Origin of the sequence: Streptomyces sp. NPDC045470, assembly GCF_040646595.1 — a bacterium.
Lineage (GTDB): Bacteria > Actinomycetota > Actinomycetes > Streptomycetales > Streptomycetaceae > Streptomyces.
Genome location: NZ_JBEZAN010000018.1, coordinates 1 through 20,232, shown reverse-complemented (window position 1 = coordinate 20,232; position 20,232 = coordinate 1). Strand labels below are relative to the sequence as shown.

The 20,232-nt window shown below is 69.3% G+C and carries 16 protein-coding genes and 1 pseudogene; 7 read left to right on the top strand and 10 right to left on the bottom strand.

The genetic code is table 11. The features are described from left to right. Positions 1–223: 223 nt before the first annotated feature. The 3 genes from AB0A97_RS33575 (at position 224) to AB0A97_RS33565 (ending at position 4,319) form a co-directional block, all read left to right on the top strand. Positions 224–1,498, top strand: coding sequence for a M23 family metallopeptidase (locus AB0A97_RS33575; protein WP_361157195.1), 1,275 nt, complete (start codon positions 224–226; stop codon positions 1,496–1,498). 241 nt (positions 1,499–1,739) lie between these two features. Next, a complete protein-coding gene (locus tag AB0A97_RS33570) occupies positions 1,740–3,305 on the top strand; it encodes an MFS transporter (RefSeq protein WP_361157193.1) in 1,566 nt (521 codons plus the stop codon). A 72-nt stretch (positions 3,306–3,377) separates the two neighbouring features. Further along, on the top strand, positions 3,378–4,319 hold the full coding sequence (locus AB0A97_RS33565) for an aldo/keto reductase (protein ID WP_361157191.1): 942 nt from the start codon (positions 3,378–3,380) through the stop codon (positions 4,317–4,319). Positions 4,320–4,460: 141 nt separating this feature from the next. Here the strand turns inward: AB0A97_RS33565 and AB0A97_RS33560 are convergent, their stop codons facing one another. From AB0A97_RS33560 to AB0A97_RS33545, 4 genes and pseudogenes are all read right to left on the bottom strand, one after another. Next, positions 4,461–4,763, bottom strand: a complete 303-nt coding sequence (locus tag AB0A97_RS33560) for a hypothetical protein (protein ID WP_361157189.1) — start codon at positions 4,761–4,763, stop codon at positions 4,461–4,463. A gap of 159 nt (positions 4,764–4,922) precedes the next feature. Further along, entirely contained in the window at positions 4,923–5,129 is a 207-nt protein-coding gene (locus tag AB0A97_RS33555) for a hypothetical protein (protein WP_361157188.1), read from the bottom strand. A 263-nt stretch (positions 5,130–5,392) separates the two neighbouring features. Beyond that, a complete protein-coding gene (locus AB0A97_RS33550) occupies positions 5,393–5,806 on the bottom strand; it encodes a hypothetical protein (RefSeq protein ID WP_361157487.1) in 414 nt (137 codons plus the stop codon). 45 nt (positions 5,807–5,851) lie between these two features. Continuing rightward, a pseudogene (locus tag AB0A97_RS33545) lies at positions 5,852–6,064 on the bottom strand (helix-turn-helix domain-containing protein); the annotation flags it as partial. Between the two features lie 899 nt (positions 6,065–6,963). On the opposite strand from AB0A97_RS33545, the gene AB0A97_RS33540 reads away from it, so the two are divergent. From AB0A97_RS33540 to dcm, 4 genes are all read left to right on the top strand, one after another. Beyond that, positions 6,964–7,653: a hypothetical protein gene (locus AB0A97_RS33540; RefSeq protein ID WP_361157469.1), complete on the top strand. Its 690-nt coding sequence runs from the start codon at positions 6,964–6,966 to the stop codon at positions 7,651–7,653. Between the two features lie 51 nt (positions 7,654–7,704). Further along, a complete protein-coding gene (locus tag AB0A97_RS33535) occupies positions 7,705–9,117 on the top strand; it encodes a transcriptional regulator (protein WP_361157186.1) in 1,413 nt (470 codons plus the stop codon). 6 nt (positions 9,118–9,123) lie between these two features. Then, on the top strand, positions 9,124–10,950 hold the full coding sequence (locus AB0A97_RS33530) for a DEAD/DEAH box helicase (protein WP_361157184.1): 1,827 nt from the start codon (positions 9,124–9,126) through the stop codon (positions 10,948–10,950). A 318-nt stretch (positions 10,951–11,268) separates the two neighbouring features. Beyond that, positions 11,269–12,489, top strand: coding sequence for a DNA (cytosine-5-)-methyltransferase (dcm, locus tag AB0A97_RS33525; RefSeq protein ID WP_361157181.1), 1,221 nt, complete (start codon positions 11,269–11,271; stop codon positions 12,487–12,489). Here the strand turns inward: dcm and AB0A97_RS33520 are convergent. The 6 genes from AB0A97_RS33520 to AB0A97_RS33495 all read right to left on the bottom strand — a co-directional run bounded on the left by AB0A97_RS33520 (position 12,424) and on the right by AB0A97_RS33495 (position 19,370). After that, complete coding sequence (locus AB0A97_RS33520; RefSeq protein ID WP_361157466.1) at positions 12,424–12,864, bottom strand: very short patch repair endonuclease; 441 nt, start codon at positions 12,862–12,864, stop codon at positions 12,424–12,426. The genes dcm and AB0A97_RS33520 overlap by 66 nt on opposite strands. 40 nt (positions 12,865–12,904) lie before the next feature. Beyond that, the gene (locus tag AB0A97_RS33515; protein ID WP_361157178.1) at positions 12,905–13,882 is read right to left on the bottom strand and encodes a NaeI family type II restriction endonuclease; all 978 of its coding nucleotides are present in this window, start codon (positions 13,880–13,882) and stop codon (positions 12,905–12,907) included. Positions 13,883–14,009: 127 nt separating this feature from the next. Continuing rightward, complete coding sequence (locus AB0A97_RS33510) at positions 14,010–15,353, bottom strand: PrsW family intramembrane metalloprotease (RefSeq protein ID WP_361157175.1); 1,344 nt, start codon at positions 15,351–15,353, stop codon at positions 14,010–14,012. 28 nt (positions 15,354–15,381) lie between these two features. Then, positions 15,382–16,293 (bottom strand): tRNA (guanosine(46)-N7)-methyltransferase TrmB, encoded by a 912-nt coding sequence (trmB, locus tag AB0A97_RS33505; RefSeq protein ID WP_361157172.1) that lies wholly within the window; start codon positions 16,291–16,293, stop codon positions 15,382–15,384. A gap of 104 nt (positions 16,294–16,397) precedes the next feature. Then, on the bottom strand, positions 16,398–17,615 hold the full coding sequence (gene lhgO / locus AB0A97_RS33500) for an L-2-hydroxyglutarate oxidase (protein WP_361157169.1): 1,218 nt from the start codon (positions 17,613–17,615) through the stop codon (positions 16,398–16,400). A gap of 285 nt (positions 17,616–17,900) precedes the next feature. Further along, complete coding sequence (locus tag AB0A97_RS33495; protein ID WP_361157167.1) at positions 17,901–19,370, bottom strand: MFS transporter; 1,470 nt, start codon at positions 19,368–19,370, stop codon at positions 17,901–17,903. Positions 19,371–20,232 lie beyond the last annotated feature (862 nt).

The window sequence follows — 20,232 nt, the reverse complement described above, 5'->3', positions numbered from 1 at the left end:
AACCGGGGAACCACCACGTTGGGGTGCGCCGGGCCGGACGGCCGCCGATCCGTCGGAAGTCGCCCGCCGCCCGCCGCCTGCCGTCCGTGGCAGGTCTTCCTGCTCCGCACGTCCCAGCGCCCGCACGACTCCGGAGGTCCGTCCCGCTCCGGCGCCGGACCGGCCTGGGAGGCGGCTCCACCGCTGACCCGGTAGGCGAGAGGAAGGAAAGGAGTACGCCCCCGTGGCGTCCAACAGCCCTGCCGGCTCCGGCTCCGAGATTCCTTTCGGCGCCGCTCCCGGCGCCTCCGGCCCGTTCCAGGCGTTCGGCGCGGGTGCGGGCGGCGCGGCCGATGCCGCCGTCAGCGGGGGCGCGGCCGATGCTGCTGCCAGCGGGGCGGCGGCCGATGTTGCCGCCGTCGCGCCTGGTGCTTTCGCTTCCGGCACCGCCGCTGCCACTGCTGCTGCCGCCGTTCCCACCGCTGTTCCGGCTGCCGGCTCCGGGCCGTTCGCTGCCGAGCCCGCTGCGTTCGCTGCCGAGCCGACTGCTTTCGACACCGGCACCTGGGAGGAGTGGAACCCCACCGAGGACTCCGTACGGCCCGCACGCGGCAAGCACCGGGTGGCCGGCAAGCAGCGCGGCGGACTCGCCCGCAGCGGTACGGCCCTCGGCGTCGGCGTGATCGCGGCGGTCGGCGCCGGCGGCATGGCCTCCGCCGAGGGGAAGCCGCAGGTCGCGATATCCCTGCCGGATGTCGGCGAGCCGGCATCCGACTCGGCCACAGCTTCCCCGGACACGGTTTTTCCGGACCTGGTTCCCTCGGGCGAGGCTTCCTCGAACGCTGTGGAGGCCGGCACCGAGCCCACCGCTTCCATCGCTTCCGCCGCTTCTGCCCCTCCCGCCGCGGCCGGACGGGGAACCGGCGGCATGCACGGCACGGGCGCCCTGCACAGCACCGGGGACCTGCACGGTACGGGCGATCTGCACGGCACGGGCGTGGGTCAGTCGCTGAGCGACCACGTCAGCCCGCACGCCGACCGGCAGCAGAGCGCCGCCGAGGAGGAACGTCTCGCCGCGGAGCAAGCCGCTGTCGAGAACGCCGCACAGCACGCGACGCCGCCCGCCCGCGGCTCCGTCACCCCGCTCTCCACCTACACCTTCGCCGCCGGATTCGGCCAGGCCGGCGACCGCTGGGCCGCCAACCACACGGGCCAGGACTTCGCCGCCCCCGCAGGCACCCCGGTCAAGGCGATCCACGGCGGCACGATCACGCAGGCGGGCTGGGCCGGCGCGTACGGCTACCGGTCCGTCCTGACCCTGGACGACGGTACGGAACTGTGGTTCTGCCACCTGTCCTCCCTGGTGCGGACCTCCGGCCGGGTCGCCGCCGGCGACATCATCGGCCGGGTCGGCGCCACCGGCAACGTCACCGACCCCCACCTCCGCCTCGAAGTACGCCCGCACGGCACCCCGGTGGACCCGAAGCCGTGGCTGCGCGAACACGGCATCGGCGTCTGATCCCGGAGGCACCTCCCCCTACCCCTCTCCCCCTTCGTTCTCCCTCCTCTCCCTCCTCCCTGTCCTCCCTCCTCCACGACACGCTGCCGCGCCGCGGGGCCGATCTGCCCCGGTGGCCCCCCGCCTCGTAAGAGAATCCCCCTCAACCTGGGCATTTCCCCTGCTTCGCGCGCTGTCCGCCGGGCACTCGGACGGATGCGCCGCCGGGGTGACCGGCCCCGGCCCGGTTCAGGAGGGTGCGATGAGTCCGAACGACAAGGCAGGGGACACGTCGGGCGCGGAGTACGGCGGGGGAGCCGCAGCGCCCGGGGACAGCAGCCCCCGTACCCCCACCGGCACCCACCCGCCCGCGTCCCACCGCAATGTCGCTGCCCCCACCATCACCACCGACGTCCCCGCCCGCCTCGACCGCCTCCCCTGGTCGCGCTGGCACTGGATGGTGGTCGTCGGCCTCGGCACGGTGTGGATCCTCGACGGCCTGGAAGTCACCGTCGTCGGCAACATCGCCGGCCGCCTGTCCGAGCACGGCAGCGGGCTGCCCATCTCGTCCGCGCAGGTCACCGGTGTCGCCGCGGCGCTGTACGTGGCCGGGGCCTGCCTGGGCGCGCTGTTCTTCGGGCGGCTCACCGACCTCTTCGGCCGTAAGAAGCTCTTCCTGATCACCCTGGCCGTCTACCTGGCCGCCACCGCCCTGACCGCGGTCTCCTTCTCCTCCTGGTGGTTCTTCCTCTTCCGCTTCCTGACCGGTTTCGGGATCGGCGGCGAGTACGCGGCGATCAACTCCGCCATCGACGAACTGATCCCCTCGGCCTACCGGGGCCGCGTCGATCTCGTCATCAACGGCAGCTTCTGGCTCGGCGCGATCGGCGGCTCCCTGCTGTCCATCGTGATGCTGGACACCGACATCTTTCCCATGAACCTCGGCTGGCGGCTGACCTTCGCGCTCGGCGTCGTCCTCGGCCTGGTCATCCTCCTCGTACGCCGCAGCGTGCCCGAGAGCCCACGCTGGCTGTTCATCCACGGCCGGGGTGACGAGGCGGATCGTCTCGTCACCTCCATCGAGAAGCAGATCACCAACGAGAAGGGTGAGCGCCTCCCGGAGCCCGAGGGCGAGATCACCATCCACCCCCGCAAGAGCATCGGCTTCCTCGAAATCGGCCGCACCGTCTTCTCGCGCTACCGCCGGCGCGCCATCCTCGGCCTTGCCCTCTTCATCGGCCAGGCGTTCCTCTACAACGCCGTCACCTTCGGCTTCGGCGCCATCCTCACCTCGTTCTTCGACGTGTCGACCTCGCACACCGGCTACTTCTTCGCCGTCATGGCGGCCGGCAACTTCCTCGGCCCGCTCCTCCTGGGCAAGCTCTTCGACACCGTCGGCCGCCGCATCATGATCTCCGGCACCTACCTGCTCTCCGGCGTTCTGCTCTTCGCGACCGCCTGGCTCTTCGCGGCCGGCCATCTGACGGCCACCACGCTCACCGCCTGCTGGTGCGTGGTCCTCTTCTTCGCGTCGGCGGGTGCGAGCAGCGCGTACCTGACCGTCTCGGAGATCTTCCCGATGGAGACCCGGGCCATGGCCATCGCCTTCTTCTACGCGATCGGCACGGCCGCGGGCGGCATCAGCGGCCCCCTGGTCTTCGCCGAACTGACGGAATCCGGCGTGGCGGCCGACACCGCACTCGCCTTCTGCATCGGCGCCGCCCTCATGTGCCTGGCCGGCCTGACCGCCGCCTTCCTGGCCGTACGCGCCGAACGCCGCTCCCTGGAAAGCATCGCCAGCCCGCTGTCCACGGCCCCCGACACGTGACCGACCCCGCTGCCTCCCGTTCCCCTTCCCTCAGCCGCGACTTGGTGCGGCTCCTCCTGGTTTGGACAGATCATGAACGCGACACAGAAGTCTCTCGGCTCCCTGTCCGTCTTCCCGCTCTCCCTCGGAGGCAATGTCTTCGGCTGGACCGCGGACGAGCCCGAGTCCTTCGCCGTCCTGGACGCGTACGTCGCCGGCGGCGGCAACTTCATCGACACCGCCGACGTCTACTCGGCCTGGGCGCCGGGCAACAAGGGCGGCGAATCCGAAACCGTCCTCGGCAACTGGCTCGCCTCCCGCGGCAACCGCGACGAGGTCGTCATCGCCACCAAGGTCGGCGCATACCCGGACCTCAAGGGGCTCGCCCCCACCACCATCAAGGCCGCCGTCGACGCCTCCCTCACCCGCCTGCGCACCGACTACATCGACCTCTACTACACCCACTACGACGACGAGTCCCTCGCCGTCTCCGACTTCCTCCCGGCCCTCGACGACCTGGTCAAGGCCGGCAAGGTCCGCGAGATCGCCGCCTCCAACATCTCGGCCCAGCGCCTCGAAGCCGCCCTGACCTTCTCAGCCGACGAGAACCTGGCCCGCTACGTCGCCGTCCAGCCCCACTACAACCTGGTCTCCCGCGACACCTACGAAGGTGACCTCGCCGACACCGCCGCCCGCCACGGCGTTTCCGCCGTCCCGTACTACGCCCTGGCGTCGGGCTTCCTCACCGGCAAGTACCGCCCGGACAGCGACGTGAACAGCGCCCGTTCCGAGACGGCCGCCAAGCACCTGGCCACCGACCGAGGCCGCAAGGTCCTCGCCGCCCTCGACACGGTCGCCACCTCCCACCAGGCCGAACACGCGACGGTGGCCCTCGCCTGGCTCGCCGCCCAGCCCACGGTCGCGGCCCCCATCGCCAGCGCCCGCACAGTCGACCAGCTCCCCGCCCTCATGTCCGCCCCCGACCTCCACCTCACCCAGAACGACCTGACCCTCCTCAACGAGGCCTCGGCCTGACCACCCTTTCCCCCCGCGACGCAAAGGGCGGGTGCGTACCCCCTGGTACGCACCCGCCCTCTACCCGCGCGTGCTGGTACGCCCCCGCCCTTCACCCGCGCGTGCCAGGCCCCTCGCCCAAAACGGACCCAGCACCCCCGGCTACGCCCGTCGATCAGCTACAGCCCACGAAGCCGCCCCCACAACCCCCGCCACCGCAAACACCGAAGGCCAGGCCCCCACCTTCTTGGCCAACGGATGCGACCCGGCAAACGCCGCCACATAAGCCCCGCTCAACACCGCAGCAGCCTTCTTCCCCGCCTTCCGCTCCCACTCCCGAGCCGCCAAGGCCCCCGCCGCCGCCAGCGCCACCCCACCCAACGGCCGCTTCTTGGTCCAACGCGCCACGCCGTAACCACCTACGAGCCCGCCTGCCGCTATCACTGCCGCCGGCACCTGCGCCATGTCCGGAACCTCCCTTTCAGAGAACCAATGAACGTGACCCTACGCCGGCGGCTGACACAGAAGGCCAGCGCGGCCAGGAGACGGGTGTCTGCCGGCCGCGCTGCCGTACCGCTACGAGGAGGACCGCTCATAGAGGGGTGTCACAACGCGATCCGGCCGCTACGACCGCCGGGTGGCAGCCACCTGGTACCAGGTCTGGCAGATCATGGCTACGGAGGCCAGGACCACCAGGGCCCAGAGGTGCGCGGGGTCCTGGGGCCCATGCCCCGAGCCCGAAACCAGGCTGACGACCGGGTTCGAGCAGACGCACAGGATCAGCAGCGCCGGGGAGGCGCCAGCCCGCAGGTTCATGGGATCGTGGTTCATGCGTTCACTTCCTTGTTCAACGGCTTGGTGGTGACGTGACGCCCGTCGCTTCCTCCGGCAAAAGATGGAGCGGCGGGCCGTCTTCTGTCCGCGCAAGGGCCGCGCAGACCAACCAGTACGGCTGAGCTGTGTCCGTGCCCAGCCCCCTCGGGGCTGGCACTGCTCTCAGTAGGTGGGGCCCGGGGCCTGGTGCTGGCAGGCTCGTGAACGGCGTTCCGGATAACGGTCTTCCCTCTCGGTGAAGCCGCCGCGTAGGGCAGCGGTCAGGCGGGGTGGTGGCTGAGGGCGGCATCGACGAGCGTGGCAGCGTCCTCGATCTGCTGTGCTTCCAGAAGCGTGCCGACGATGCGGAGTACGGCACGGAGGTCACGGGCCGCAGCACTGTTCAGCATGGCTTCGGCTGCGTCCTCCCGTCCCGCGGCCCGGTACGTGGTGACCGCGTCCCGGATTTCCGCCGGAGCGTGAGCCCGGCCGGCGTGCCACAGGTAGGTAGCAGCGTCCGCGTCCCGCCCGGCACGGAGGTGGCTGAGGGCCTCGTCGTCCGCGGCGGGAGCAGCCGTTGCTGCTTCGTGGGACGCGCGGGTGGCAGGGCGCTGCGCCTGGGCCGGAAACGGCGTGGTGGTTTCGCCTGGCGGATAACCCTGCCGGGCGAGGACGGCGTTCCGGTGCGTCTCCAAGACCCTTTCCAGCGCTGGAGGCGGCTGTCCCGTATCCGACTGCGAGGCTTGTGCGAGGGTCCAGAGCCTCCGCACGACGTCTTCCGGAGCCATACGGCGCCCAGTCGTGTAGTCCGTGAGCGTTGAGGGGGCAACGGAGACGTCCCGCGCGACAGCTTTCTGGGTCCTGCCCCCCCGGCCCAGCGCGCTCAGGTGCGCGACGGTAAGCGCCAGTTCTCGCGCTTCAGACGTGAGACCGGCGAGGGGCTGGGCGCTCACCTGACCTTTCGGCGGCACGGCACGGATTCCCTTCTGCGGGTGTGGCGGGTTAACGGGAGGTTGGGCATGGGCGGTTACCGGTCTCCGTGTACGTACGGGTTTCTTCCGACGGTCAGAATTCTTGCACCAGCAGCTTACAGAAAGTCAATGCTGAATCGCCGGGGGCCGCTGGTGCAGGTGGGCGGTTCGCCGCGGGCCCGGTCACTATGCGGGGTCTGCCGCTCAGAGGTCTTCGGGTTAGCAGGACTTTAGCTCATCCAGCGGAAAGTGCCAGCGGGGCATCGGGCCTGTCGGCGTGGCATCGCTGGACAAGAAAACTTGATGTCTCCCTGGAGACGGCGCTCTGGGGAAATCGGAATGTTCGCGTCCGGTTGTGCCGCGAACAGCGGGCGTCGTTGGCCGGTTCGGTGGGTCGGCGCTGCCGGGTAGCGCGGGAGCTGGCATAAGTGCACGTCAGGAGGTGCGCGTCGGCTTCTCGCGTGTTCGCGCCCTGTTCGCAGAGCCGAGCCTCTGCTGGCGATCTCCGCGGAAAAGTTCTGGCCGGTCGGTTAATCCAGGGGGACCGGCAAGTGGGTGCGGCAGGGCGGCGGAGGCGGCTTGCCGACACAGATCGCTTTGCAATGGCCATTTTTTGTGATGCGCGCCACAAGGGGTTCGTCAAAACTGGCCTCGCTTACCCTTAACAGGGCAGGAAGTCAATGGCTTCGTATTCGCGTTTTTGCGAATGCGGGAGAGCGTTGTCGTGTTGAATCTGGGCGTCCGATGTGGATCCTTGGGAGGGTGGCCCACCTTCCAGGTGATGCTGGCGGACCTGTGAATCCGACGGCGGGAAGAATGTGGCCGGTGAATCCGTTCAGTTACAAGAACTTGCGGAAAGTGAAAGGTGGTCCTCTGTGTCTGTGACACTGCCGTCCTGGGAGGACAAGAAGCTCGGCACGATGAAGCGTGCTGCCCTGTGGCTTGTCACCGAAGTCGGTGAAGGAGAGGTCTTCACCAAGGGGGCTCTGAGGGCCGCCTTCCCTGAGACGTCGCAGATCGACCGCCGCATGCGCGACTTGCGGGACCATGGCTGGCGGATTGATACAAACCGTGAGGACGCGCACCTCGAACCGCACGAGCAGCGCTTCGTCACCCGGGGTGAAGCGGTCTGGGAGCCCGGCAAGGGCCGCTCCAAGCAGGCGGCGGCCATCACAGCTACCCAGCGGCGCGAAATCCTCGCGCGGGACGGGCACTTCTGCCGGTCGTGCGGGATCTCCGCGGGCCAGACGTACCCGGGCACGTACGAGGCCGCGCAGCTGGACATTGCCCGGCGGCCAGTGCAGGGGGCAGGGGGAGCAGCCGAAGTGCAGCTGGTCACCGAATGCAACCGGTGCCGGGTGGGCGGCCGGGAACTGGCGGCAGACCTCCCGGGCGTACTCGGCGCCGTACAGCGGATCGGTCCGATGGAGCGCAAGATTCTGGCCGGCTGGATGGCGAAGGACCGCCGTGAGTTCAGCGAGCTGGAGCGGATCTGGGCCGACTACCGGTCGCTGCCCGCGGACTCGCGGGCTCAGGTACGTGAGCAGCTCGGCCTTGAGGACGGACGCTAGCCGCGCCGGCTGGGACAGCCCCATGATTTTTCAGAGCCAGGAGAACGGAACGTGAGCATGGACTTCGGACGTCCGCCCAAGGCGGCCGCCAACCAGGAGCGGGTACGGCAGCGGCTGGAGGAGGCTGAGTCGGCAGCCGGCACCAGGGAAAGCCTCACTGTTGAGTGGCGGAGCCAGCCCTTGCACGTCGAGGTCATCGACATGCCGGTGGCCGACCTCTACTACAACCCGGGCACGCACCGCATCAGGGCACAGCGTGATCACGACCCAGCGCTCGACGCTGAGCTGCACAGCGACCCCTGGAGCGACCGCAGCCAGGAATACCTGCACCAACTCTTGAAGGCGCTGCCGGCTGACCCGTCGAAGGATGACCCGGATTTCATCGCCCTGATGGAGAGCCTGCGCGACTTCCGGCAGAACGATCCCGGGCTCATCACACGCGATGGTGTGCTGGTCAACGGCAACACCAGGCGGGCCGCGCTGAAGGATCTGGGCGTCGCGCACATCCGCGTCGGTGTGCTCCCGGAGTCGTGTACCTGGGACGACATCAACGCGGTAGAGCTGTCGTTGCAGCTGCGTAAGGACCACCGCCGCGAGTACTCGTACATCAACCGGCTGCTGGCTATCGATGAGCAGGCGGAGCTCGGCCGCTCCGCTAAGGACATCGCCCGAGACTTCCGGATCAAGGAGGAGACCTGCAAGCAGGACCAGTGGATCCTCACCTGCCTGCGCGATCTCATTGAGCGGAGCCGGAGCGAGGGGACCGGGCTGAGGCTGCTTGACTTCGAGCAGCACCAGGAGAAGCTGCGCGAGCTGCACCGCAGGTATGTAAAGGAAGCGCGGGTTAGCAAGGCCAACGCTGACGTGATGAAGGAGAACCGGCTGGCAGCCATGGTCCTCGGCTTCTCCAAGACTGACGTGCGGCTGATCGAGCCGGACTTCGCGCGCCGGTATCTCGACCAGCGCCTGCCTGAAGAGCTGAAGACCGAGTCTTCCGCTGTGAGCTCAGTCGCGATCCCCGGGCTCGGAAGGTCGATGAAGTCCGTAGACGCCAGTGTCACGGTAGCCAGGACACTCACTGACACTGTTCTGCGGGCGAAGGCGGTAAGCCCGACGGCGAGTGGTGTATCTGCCGAGCGTGTACAGGTGGCGACGCGTACCTTCGAGGCGGCCAAGTACGCGTTCGAAGAGGCCCTGGTCCCGGCCGGCAAGGACGCTCGTATCCGCAAGCGCAAGCAGGCTGCCCCCGGGCGCATCACCGACGCGTGCCAGGACATCGAGCAGTGCATCACCGATCTGGTGATGGCCAGGGCTTCCCGGAGCCTCGACGAGGAAGCGTTCGACGAAGCGGTGCTGAAGCTGCGGGACAGCCTCGGGAAACTCGCCCTTGAGTCTGCCCGTAGCATCGAAGTCCCCGGGGACGGGGTTGAGTGGCTGCTCGGTGCGGTGAAACAGGAGGAGTGACGGCCGATGGAGGGCAAGCAGGAGCCGTCGCTGCACATCGGGTTCGACGTAACCCGTACCAAGGCGGCCCTGCGGGTAAGCCCAGCCCACCAGAGCGACCTCACCCAGCTGGCGGGCTGGTTCCCCGCCAGTACGCGGAGCGGCCCGCTGGTTGTGGAAGTCGAGCTCGATGACTTCCTCGTCGGCCTGGAAGCGCTGGGCACCTGGCCGGCCCCGGAAGATGTCGAGTGGGACGAGACGCTGGCTGACCTTGTCGGCAGCGTGCTGGATGACGCCGAGGCAGCCGAGCAGGCACTGGCCGGCGAGGGCGGCGCGGCAGTCACCGCGGACGATGTCATCTCCCTGCTGGGCGCTGGCTGGAAGGCTGACCTCACGTCCTTCCAGCGGCGCGACATCGCGCACCTGCTTTCCATGCGGCACGGCGCGAATTTCAGCGTCCCGGGAGCCGGAAAAACCCGCGTCGGGCTGGCGGTCTACGCGGCGATGCGGGCACGCGGAGAAGTCAGGCGGCTCCTCGTGGTCAGTCCGAAGTCAGCGTACGAATCGTGGCTCTTCGAAAGCGCGGCCTGCTTCGAAGAGCCGCTCGCCGCCGAGGTCATGGCCAAGAGCCCCGACCTCGGCACGGAACTGCTGCTCGTGAACTACGAACGACTGGACCGCTCACTGGCCCAGCTCGCCTCCTGGCTTCGGGCGGCCCCGTCCATGGTGATCCTGGACGAAGCACACAGGATGAAACTGGGCGCGAATGGTGTCTATGGAAGCGCTTGCATGCTCCTGGGCCCCCTCAGCCGTCGTCGGCTTATCCTGACCGGTACGCCGGCTCCTAACGGGGCCCGCGACCTGGAGAACCTGCTGTCCTTCGTCTGGCCAGGTCATGGCAGGCGGGTAGTGACCAGCGCGGTGAACGGCGGGGACCTGGCGTACGCCAGCAAGATCCTGCGCCCGCTTTTTACCCGTACTACTAAGCACGAACTCGGCCTCCCCCCCTACGAGACCCGAATCCGCTACGTAGACCTCCCGGACCTGCACCGCGAAATCTACGACGCGCTGATCGGCCGCTTCACGGCCAGAGCCGAGACGTCCCGGGACGACTTCGACGCACTGGGCAAGGCGCTGATGCGGCTCCTCATGGCTGCCACCAGCCCCGCACTGCTGCGCGAAGGCAGCAGCAAATACGAGCCTCTCGCCTACCAGGTGCCGCCGCTGGATGTTCCGGAAGGCGATTCGCTGTACGAGCTGATGCGGGACCTGCCGAGCTACGAAGTGTCCCCGAAGTACTCAGAGGCGCTGAGCCTGCTGGCCGAGAACGCGGCCGCTGGCCGGAAGACCCTTGTATGGTCCACCTTCGTACGCAGTCTGACCACGATGGAGCATCTGTTCGCCGACTACGGTCCGGCCGTAGTCCACGGGGGCACAGCTGACCGCGAGGAACAGATTCACCGCTTCCGGACCGATCCGGACTGCATGGTGCTGCTGTCCAACCCGGCGACCCTGGGCGAAGGCATCAGCCTTCATCAGGTGTGTCACGACGCGATCTATGTGGACCGGGACTTCATGGCCGGACGGTTCTTGCAGAGCCTGGACCGCATCCACCGGCTGGGGCTCGCGCCGGGTACTGAGACGCGTGTCACTGTGCTTGCCGCCACCGGGACGGTGGACGAGGTCGTGGCCCGCCGTATGGAAGAAAAACTGGAGTTCATGGGCGGCATCCTTGACGATCCCGCCGTTCGGCAGCTCGCTGACCTGCAGGAAGAGCCCTCTGTTGCTGGTGGCATGGACGCTGCGGATGTCCAGGCACTGCTGCGGCATCTGGGCGCCGCCTGGCGGGGGTGAGCAGCTGCGGATTCTCCGTATCGCGGTGGCGGCTGCCGCGAAGCGATGAAGAGTGCCGGCTGAGTGCATCATGATGTCCTTCGGTACGTGACTCTCGGTCTGTGTCACCGGCTCCTGAACGTCGCTGGGATGCGGTTGCGGCAATACTGAGAGGCGTTCGCTGCGTTGTCTGTGATGGCAGCAGCGGCGCGAACGAGTGCCGCACACTAGTGGAGGCCGAGTTGTTGCCGGGGCCGAACCGTTGTCAGTGGCGTCTGTCACCCTCTGTGAGGGCGGACTGCAAGCTGTGTCCGCCGTGGCACGTAGGAAGGAGGGTGCATGACCCGCACTGAGTCCAAGTTCACCTCTGTGGAGATCTGTGCAGGGGCTGGGGGGCAGGCACTCGGTCTGCACCAGGCAGGTTTCCGTCACCACGCGCTGATCGAGATCGACAAGCACGCGTGCGAGACGCTGAAGCTCAATGTCACGGAGAAGAACGGCTGGGGCGGCTGCAGAGTCATCCCGGCCGACCTGACGAAGTTCGACCCGGCCGACCTTGAGCTGGAAGCCGGAACCCTCGACCTCCTGGCCGGCGGCGTGCCGTGCCCGCCTTTCTCGGCCGCGGGCAAGCAACTGGGCCGGGATGACGAGCGCGATCTGTTTCCCGTCATGCTCGACCTGGTGAGCTACCTGCAGCCCAAGGCCGTCATGATTGAGAACGTGCGGGGTCTTCTGCAGCCTCCGCAGAAGTTCGAGTCCTACCGCGAGGAGATCAAAGCACGCCTCCGTGAAGAGGGCTACGTCATCTGCGGCTGGCGGGTGATCGAAGCTCGCGATTACGGGGTACCGCAGCTCAGGCCGCGTGCAATCCTCGTCGCGGTGCGCCCGGAGTTCGCCGGCCACTTCACCTGGCCGGATCCGGAGAAGATCGAACTGGTGACGGTGGCGAAGGCTCTCGCGCCCACGATGAAGAAGCGCTTCGGCAATTCCGAAGAGGGCCGAGCCGCATACAAGCGCTGGTATGACAAAGCTGTCACCGGAGTAGCGCCTACGCTGGTGGGCGGATCCAAGAAGCATGGTGGCGCGGATCTTGGCCCTACACGGGCCAAGAAGGCATGGCTCAAGCTCGGAGTCGATGCCATGGGGGTAGCCAATGACCCCGAGGATATGAAGGATCCGGTCCGGGACCTTTACAGCGTGGACAGGCAGGGCCACCCCATCGGTCCGAAGCTGACCGTCACCCAGGCAGCGATCATCCAGGGTTTCCCGGAGAAGTGGAAGTTTTTCGGGCGCAAGACAGCGGCATACCGCCAGGTCGGTAACGCCTTCCCGCCGCCGGTCGCGCGAGCCATCGGTGAGCAGATCATCATCGCCCTGGAGAAGGGCATGAAGGCTCCCTTCCCCGTGGAAGAGACCTTGGAGCGGGAAGCGGCCTTGGAAGCTGAAGCGGCGAGAAGGGCGCGGGAAGCAGCTCTCTTCGAGATTCCAGAACAGTCAGCGCTGATCTCCGCGGAGCCTGCTGACCGTACTGGCGATCTTGAGGGCGCAGTCGCCCGGTGACTCGTGCTCCCAGAACCGGAGGATGGTCCATCCCGCTTCGATGAGCCGCTGGTCAGTGTCCCGGTCGCGCGCCATGTTCCGGGCCACCTTGTCTGACCAGTACCCCTGGTTGGTCTTCGGCGGCACATAGTGTTCCGGGCACCCGTGCCAGTAGCAGCCGTCGATGAACACCGCGACCTTCGCCGGACGGAAGACCATGTCTGCTGTCCGGCGAAGGTCTGCGAGGGGCCTGGCCGCCACCCGGTACCGGAGCCCTTGTGCGTGCACGAGCCGCCGGATGAGCTGCTCAGGCTTGGTGTCCCGGCTTCGGATGGCCTGCATGTTGCGCCGCCGGGCGGCGGATGACGCCCAGGAGCCGTCCGGCGGGGTCCAGATATCGCCGTTAGAGGGCTGCCTCTGATCTGAGCGGTTCTCGTCAGTCACGGTTCTTCTCAGTGTGCTTCGGAAGGAAGGGCGCTGCCTGGGGCGGGTCCTCTGGGGTCGCAAGGACCCATGCCCGGTTATCGAGGATGACACGCGGGAGACCTTCGTGGTGAGCGGCCGCTTCAGCTACCCGGAAACTGACGAGCTCACCGACCCGCGGCACGGGGGCGCCGAGTCCGCGTGCCACGGCCTGGTGGCTGCTGTAGTGCCCCGGGATGAGGATCCCTACTTCGCGCAGGACTGTCCGAGCACGGCCCTTCGCCTCTCGGACCCGGGCCATGTAATCGCTCTGCTGGGCGACAGTACGCACCACACCTCTGCCGATGGGACGCATCTGAACGCGGCGGAAGAGCTCGTTGACTCTCGTCTGGCCTGAGGATGGCCCGAGGATCTTGTCCCGGGTTGCCTGGTCCAGGTGCAGCAGCACGTTCTCGGGCAGCGGAGCGTCCCGCCAAAGCCAGTAGATCTTGTTGCGGTGCTCAGCCTTGATGGTTAGCTTGCGGTCGCGGTTATTGCCGCTGTTCAGCAGTTCCGGGCGAATCCGGAGCAGTCCTGCGCTCCAGCGGCTCTGCTCATCGTCGGCCCAGACCAGCAGACAGATGTGGTTCTCCGCCTCGGGTGGGATCATCCACCCGCCGAACTGCTGGGAGTATTTGCAGTCGACCTGAATCCCGGCTATCCGGTAATCGGTGACGTCACCGTCATCGAAGCCGAACTCGCGCTGCAGGTTGATCTCGACGATCGAACCAGCGTGTGTCTTCTCCGTCTTGGACAGTGTTTTCCAGTCGTAACGGCCTGTGACCTCACCATTGAGCAGCTGGTCGATGGTGTCACGCAGCACTCGGGCGAATCGCTCGCCTTGGGGATCGAGCTGCCGGAGATGCTCGCGCACAGCGACGAGTCCGCTGTCCGATCCGGCTAGGGCTGCGGCCACGGTGTTGGAAGCGGCCGAATGGTCGAGCGGAAACACGAAGTCACCTCACCAATGCGCCGGCACCACACCAGCGTCAGGCTCTTGAGCCTGCCATAGGCGGGACTTGGCGTGATCCGTTGTCCGGCTGCAGGCACGTACCGATCGCATCCCTGGGCCTGATGTGTCACCGGCTGTAAGGCGGTCTGCGCCCGCCGTCTGGCAGCCAGGACGCTTGGCTGGGCACCGGCCGGTGCGTCGTATGCAGGGCCTGGAGCAGGGCTGGGTGGGCCACTGGCTTGTGGTGCCACAGGTGGTGGAGGAGGGTGCGTTCCTGGGTGGGGAAGTCGGGGGTGGGGCCGGTGCGGTGGGCTCGGCGGCGGAGGAAGGCGAGGGAGGTGGCTACGGCGGCGTATTCCGTCACGGCGCGGGCGGCGGCGGGGCCGTGGGTGCGGCGGGCGATGTCGCGGGCCACTGAGCGGGTCTTGAGGGAGGAGAGGGAGATCGGTTCGGTGGGGGAGAGCCAGCCGGTGGCGACGTACGGGGGGAGGTAGGTGCGCAGGGCGAGGAGCTCGCGGTGGCGGGCCCAGACGGCGAGCCAGGTCAGGGCGGCGAAGACCGGCAGCATGAAGAGGCCGTAGACGGTGATGAAGCCGAGGTCGCCGAGGGTGGTCGCGGCGTTCCAGATGGCGTGCAGGAGGACGGCGGTGGCCAGGCCGACGAAGGGCAGGGCCAGGCGCAGCGGCCGGCGGTGGGGGTAGCTGGTCGCGGCTATGCCGAAGGCCAGGCCGGTGAGCATGGTGAACAGGGGGTGGGCGAACGGGGAGAGGATGATGCGTACGAAGAAGGTCGCGGCGGTCAGGGAGTCGAGTCCGGTGTGGCCGAGGGACTGGTCCTGGCCGAAGGCGTTGCCCAGGTAGAGAACGTTCTCGGTGAAGGCGAAACCGGTGGCCGTGATGCCGGCCAGGACGAGGCCGTCCGTGATGCCGTCGAAGTTCTGGCGACGGAAGAGGAAGAGCAGGACGACGGCGGCCGCCTTGACCGTCTCCTCGATGATCGGGGCGAAGACGGTCGCGCCCCAGGTCTTCGCGTCGTCCGGGGAGAGGGTGGAGAGGTTATTCTCCAGCCAGTTCGTGGCGAAACCGTTGGCCAGGAGGGCTACGAGAGTCGCCGCGCAGGCGCCCCAGGCGAAGGCGAAGAGCAGGTTGCGGCGTGGTTCGGGATCTATGCGGTCCAGCCAGCAGAAGCCGGCTATGAGGACGGGTACGGGGAAGACGGCCAGGCCGAGGCCGACGAGGAACCCTTGGGTACCGGTCTGCTGGCGGACCATCGCCAGGATGATCACGCCGGAGAGGGCGAGGAGCGAGAAGAGGGCGACGGCGCGGGCCGTCCTGCTGTGCCAGGGCGCCGGGCGGCGGCGCGGTGCGTAGTGCCACTGCGCCGCCGCGGGCGACGCGGCGGGGCCGGCGTGGCGCGGGTCGGGCGCGTACGCCGGTTTCGGCGGAAGCGGAGGCGGCTGCGGCAGATTCACCCATCGACCCTAACCACCGCGGGGCGGACTATGCCGGGAGCCGCCGGAAGAGGAGGTCGTGGACGACATGGCCCTTGTCCAGGCCCTGTCCCTCGAACTTGGTGAAGGGACGGAAGGCCGGGCGCGGGGCGTAGCCGGAATGCTCGTTCGCGAGGGTGGGCTCGGCGGAGAGGACTTCCAGCATCTGTTCGGCGTACGGCTCCCAGTCGGTCGCGCAGTGGACCAGCGCGCCCGGGGCGAGCCGCGTCGTGACCAGGGAGATGAACTCGGGCTGGATCAGGCGGCGCTTGTGGTGCCGCTTCTTGGGCCACGGGTCGGGGAAGTAGACGCGCAGACCGGCCAGGGAGGCGGGGGCGAGCATCTCGCGGAGCAGGATGATCGCGTCGCCGTTGGCCACCCGGATGTTGGACAGGCCGTTGCGCTCCGCGAGGCCGAGCAGGTTGCCCTGGCCCGGGGTGTGGACGTCGCAGGCCAGGATGCCGGTGTCCGGGTCGGCGGCGGCCATCTGTGCGGTGGCCTCGCCCATGCCGAAGCCGATTTCGAGGACGACGGGGCGGCCCTCGAAGAGCTGGTCCAGGTCGATCCGGGAGAGGCCGTCGATGTCCAGGCCCCACTGGGGCCACAGGCGTCGCAGGGCGTCCGCCTGGCCGGGGGAGACCCGGCTGCGGCGCGGCTGGAAGGAACGGATCCGCCGCTCGTGGTGCGAACCGGCCGGGTCGGCCGCCGGGCCGGTGCCGTCGGGGAACATCGGCTTGGGGGCGGGGCGGGAAACCTGCTGGTGCGCCGAGGCCGGCGCTGCGTCGTCCTGCCCGGGACGCTCGCCCGGGTCCGCGGCATCGGGGCCGGGAGCAGGGCCGGGGGCGGAGGCAGGGCGGGGCTCAGCGGCGGGGCCGGGCCGGGCGGCGGGGCCGGATTCGGGGGTGGCGGAGTTCTCGGACACAGTGGGTCGATTCTACGGGCGGGGGAGTGGGGGAGCGGGGAAGAGGGGCGGTGGGGACGGGGTGGGGCGGGCCGCCCTCCCGCATCAGTCGCCCGTCGGCGGCCTCACCCCGTCGTCTCCAGCATCGCCAGTGCCCGCCCGGCTATCTCCCTCCCGATCGGCAGGGAAGCCGTGGCCGCGGGGGACGGGGCGTTGAGGACGTGGACGGCGGACGGGGACTCGGTGATGAGGAAGTCGTCGGCGAGGGTCCCGTCGGGCAGGACGGCCTGGGCGCGGACGCCGGCGGGGGCGGGGCGCAGGTCCTCTTCGCGGACGGCCGGGAGCAGGCGGCGGACCGCTTCGGTGAAGGCGCGGCGGGAGAGGGAGCGGTGCAGTTCACCGGTGCCGTAGCGCCAGTGGCGGCGGGCTATGTGCCAGGAGCCGCGGTACGTCAGGGTGCCGGCCAGTTCCGCGGGGCGGACGGTGCGCCAGTCGTACCCCTCGCGGGCGAGGGCGGGGACGGCGTTGGGGCCGATGTGGACGGAGCCGTCGATCCCTCGGGTGAGGTGGACGCCGAGGAACGGGAAGGCGGGGTCGGGGACCGGGTAGACCAGGCCGCGCACCAGGGAGGCGCGGGCCGGGGCGAGGGTGTAGTACTCGCCGCGGAAGGGGACGATGCGCATGGCCGGCGCGTCGCCCGCCAGGCGCGCGATGCGGTCGCAGTGCAGGCCGGCGCAGTTGACCAGGGTGCGGGCGCGGACGACGGTGCCGGCGGAGGTGCGCACCGCGACCCGGCCGGGACGGCGGCCGATGGTGGTGACCTCGCTGCCGTACGCGATGCGGGCGCCCGCGTCCGTGGCCAGGGCGGCGAAGCGCCGGGCGACCGCGCCGAAGTCGGCGATGCCGGTCGTACCGACATGGATGGCGGCCAGGCCGCTGACCTCCGGTTCGTACGTCGCGAGCTGCGCCGGGCCCAGCTCGCGGACCGGAATGCCGTGTTCCCGGCCGCGCTGGATGAGGCTGTGCAGGCGGGGCAGTTCGCTGCGGTCGGTGGCGACGATCAGCTTGCCGGTGACCTCGTGCGGGATGTCGTGGTCCAGGCAGAACTTGATCATCTCCGCCGAGCCCTGGAGCGCGAAGCGGGCCTTCAGGGAGCCGGGCGGGTAGTAGATGCCACTGTGGATCACGCCGCTGTTCCGGCCGGTCTGGTGCCGGGCGGGGCCCGGCTCCTTCTCCAGGACCACCACGCGGGTGCCGGGAGCGGCGCGCGTGATCGCGTAGGCCGTCGAGAGTCCGACGATGCCGGCTCCGATCACCAGCACGTCGCAGTCGTACGCCGTCACAGCACCTCCCCTGGAATCAGACGTATCCCATCATGACGCGGGGGTCTGACAACGGGCCGGGAGAGCGGCGGGGACGCGTCCGCGCCCAGGCCCCCGCCCGCGTGCACACTCAGGATCACGCCCGCATCCGTACCCAGAATCACGTTCGCATCCGTACTCACACTCGTACGTTTCCGTACCTGCCCCCGCGCCCGCCTCCGTACCCGTGCCCGCGCCTGTCTTTGTACCTGTGTCCGCGCCCGCCTCGTGTCCGTGTCCGTACCTGTCGTCGTGCCCGTGCCCGCTCTACGCCGGTGCCACGAGCAGCGGCCGGGCCCGTTCGCGCAGCTCCACGACGCGGGGCTCGTCACCGTACGGTTCGAGGCGGTGCAGGAGATCACGTACGTACTCGGTCGTACGGGCCGACGAGATGCGGCCGGCCACCTCGACCGCCCGGGTGCCGGCCGCGCAGGCCGCGTCCAGGTTGCCGGACTCCAGCTCGGCCACGGCGGAGACGACGAGCCGCAGCCCGTGCGAGCGGACGTACTCCTCCGTGGGGCGGGACAGCGCCTGCTCCGTGAAGCGGCGCACCTGGCGGGGCAGCCGCAGGTCCCGGTAGCACTCGGCGGCGTCGGCGGCGAATCGTTCGTACGAGTAGAAGTCCAGCCAGGACGGGTCGGGGTCGCCCTCCCGGGAGCGCTCCAGCCAGCCCTCGGCGGCCTTCAGGGCCACCTCGCAGGCGCGCGCCTCGTTGGCCTTGGCCTGCGCGCGTGCCTCCACCAGGCGGAAGAAGCTCATCGTGCGGGCGGTGGCCAGGCCGCGGTTGCGTTCGAGGGCGGCCTGCGCCAGGTCCACGCCCTCGTCGGCGAAGCCGCGGTAGGTCGCCTGGAGTGACATCGAGGCCAGGACATATCCCCCCAGTGGGACGTCGGCGGCGGCCCGCGCCAGGCGCAGCGCCTGGATGTAGTAGCGCTGGGCCGCCTCCTGCTGCCCGGTGTCGAAGGCCATCCAGCCCGCGAGGCGGGTCAGTTCGGAGGTCGCCCCGAACAGCGCGCGGCCCACCTCGTCGCTGTACGAGGCGAGGAGCAGCGGCGCCGCGTCGACCCGCAGGCACTCGGGCACCATCGAGGAGCGCCAGTCACCGCCCCCGTACTTGGAGTCCCAGCGGCGGGCGTCCTCGGCGGCCTCGCGCAGCTTGGTGACGTCGCTGTGTCCCACGTGCAGCGGGGCGGTGTCCGACCCGGGGGCGCCGTCCTTGCCCGTCGCGCCGTTGCCGTCCCGTACTTCCCGCAGGTCAGGTGCTTCGCGCGCGACGGAACTGTCGGCCGGGGATATCAGCCACCGCGAGGCGGGTGTCGCGTACGCGCTCACCGAGAAGGACCCGGCCAGACTCTGCCAGATGCCCCCGCCACCGCGCCGTCCGGCCAGGTCGAGGCGGTACAGCTCGGTCGCGGACCGGACCGCGGCGCCCACGTCGCGCGGGAAGGCGAGGCCCACCTCGGGGGCCGGGTCGGCGTCGGCCAGGCCGATCTCGTGGAGCGGCACCGGACGGCCGAGCTTGCCCGCTATCGCGGCCGCGATCAGATGGGGCGCGGCGCCCTGCGGCACCATGCCCTTGGACACCCACCGGGCCACCGACGTCTTGTCGTAGCGAAGCGTCAACCCGCGCTGCGCCCCCAGGTCGTTGACCCGGCGGGCGAGCCCGGCATTGCTGATCCCCGCGAGGGCGAGAACGGTGCCGAGCTTCTCGTTCGGCCCGCGTATATCCCTTGACATGCGCACCCCTCGACACAGCGACGGCAGCCCCGGTACCCCGGGGCACGCGTCCACCCAGAGTAGTTCGCCGAATCCCTACCGTTAAGGCCCGATGTCCCGGATGGCGGGTTTCAAGTCCAAGCGCCCGCAGGGGGTTTGGCATGTGCTCCGGGTACGTGTTGCCGTGCGCCCGTGTGTGCGCGCTGGCCGGGTTGGTGCGGGAGCGCTTCCATGAGACCTGCGTGGGTCGGCCCGCTGCACTGGATCCAGTGGGCTGGGGGACACCGCCGCCTCATTCCCCGCGGGTGGCGGTCCGGTCCGGGGGGCGAGTCCCGCCTCCCGGACTGTCGCATTTCGCGGGAAGGGCCCGCCGGGACGGCCTGGGGGGTGCCTGCTCGGCCGCAGCGGCTTCCGGGAGGGCGCCCGGCCGTTCGGCGCGGCGTCCCGAGGGCGCGTCCGGGTGCCCGGCGGAGCGGGTCCGGTGGCCGCCCGGCGGGTGATCGGCCGCGCTCCGGGCGCCCTGGCCGGTATCGGGCCAACTGCGCCGGGCCGCACAGATTTTGGCTGAAAATCGACGTAGCTGGGTTTGCTTTCGGGAGCGGGGTGAGCGGGGTGTGCAGGGTGTGCGGGGCTGCCGCTCTTTCGCGGGGGATCGCCGACGGGTGTCGCTGACTGGATGGCTGGGCCGGCTGGCTGGACTTGCTGACCGGCCTTACTGACCGGCCTTACTGGCCGGTCTGGCGGACCGGTCTGACGGGTCGGTCCCGCTGAACTTCCCCGCTTAGCCCTAATGCTGCTGACTTTATGCACTTCGGGGGAGCTTGCGTTTGGCTTTGGAGGTGGTCCTGGAGGCCGGGGTGATGGTGATCGTCTCGGCGGTTGG

Excerpts from the sequence above, each read along its gene's own strand:
- AB0A97_RS33570 (WP_361157193.1), top strand. The coding sequence starts at position 1,740 with ATGAGTCCGAACGACAAGGCAGGGGACACGTCGGGCGCGGAGTACGGC.
- AB0A97_RS33565 (WP_361157191.1), top strand. The coding sequence starts at position 3,378 with ATGAACGCGACACAGAAGTCTCTCGGCTCCCTGTCCGTCTTCCCGCTC.
- AB0A97_RS33560 (WP_361157189.1), bottom strand. The coding sequence starts at position 4,763 with ATGGCGCAGGTGCCGGCGGCAGTGATAGCGGCAGGCGGGCTCGTAGGT.
- AB0A97_RS33555 (WP_361157188.1), bottom strand. The coding sequence starts at position 5,129 with ATGAACCACGATCCCATGAACCTGCGGGCTGGCGCCTCCCCGGCGCTG.
- AB0A97_RS33530 (WP_361157184.1), top strand. The coding sequence starts at position 9,124 with ATGGAGGGCAAGCAGGAGCCGTCGCTGCACATCGGGTTCGACGTAACC.
- dcm (WP_361157181.1), top strand. The coding sequence starts at position 11,269 with ATGACCCGCACTGAGTCCAAGTTCACCTCTGTGGAGATCTGTGCAGGG.
- AB0A97_RS33495 (WP_361157167.1), bottom strand. The coding sequence starts at position 19,370 with ATGTCAAGGGATATACGCGGGCCGAACGAGAAGCTCGGCACCGTTCTC.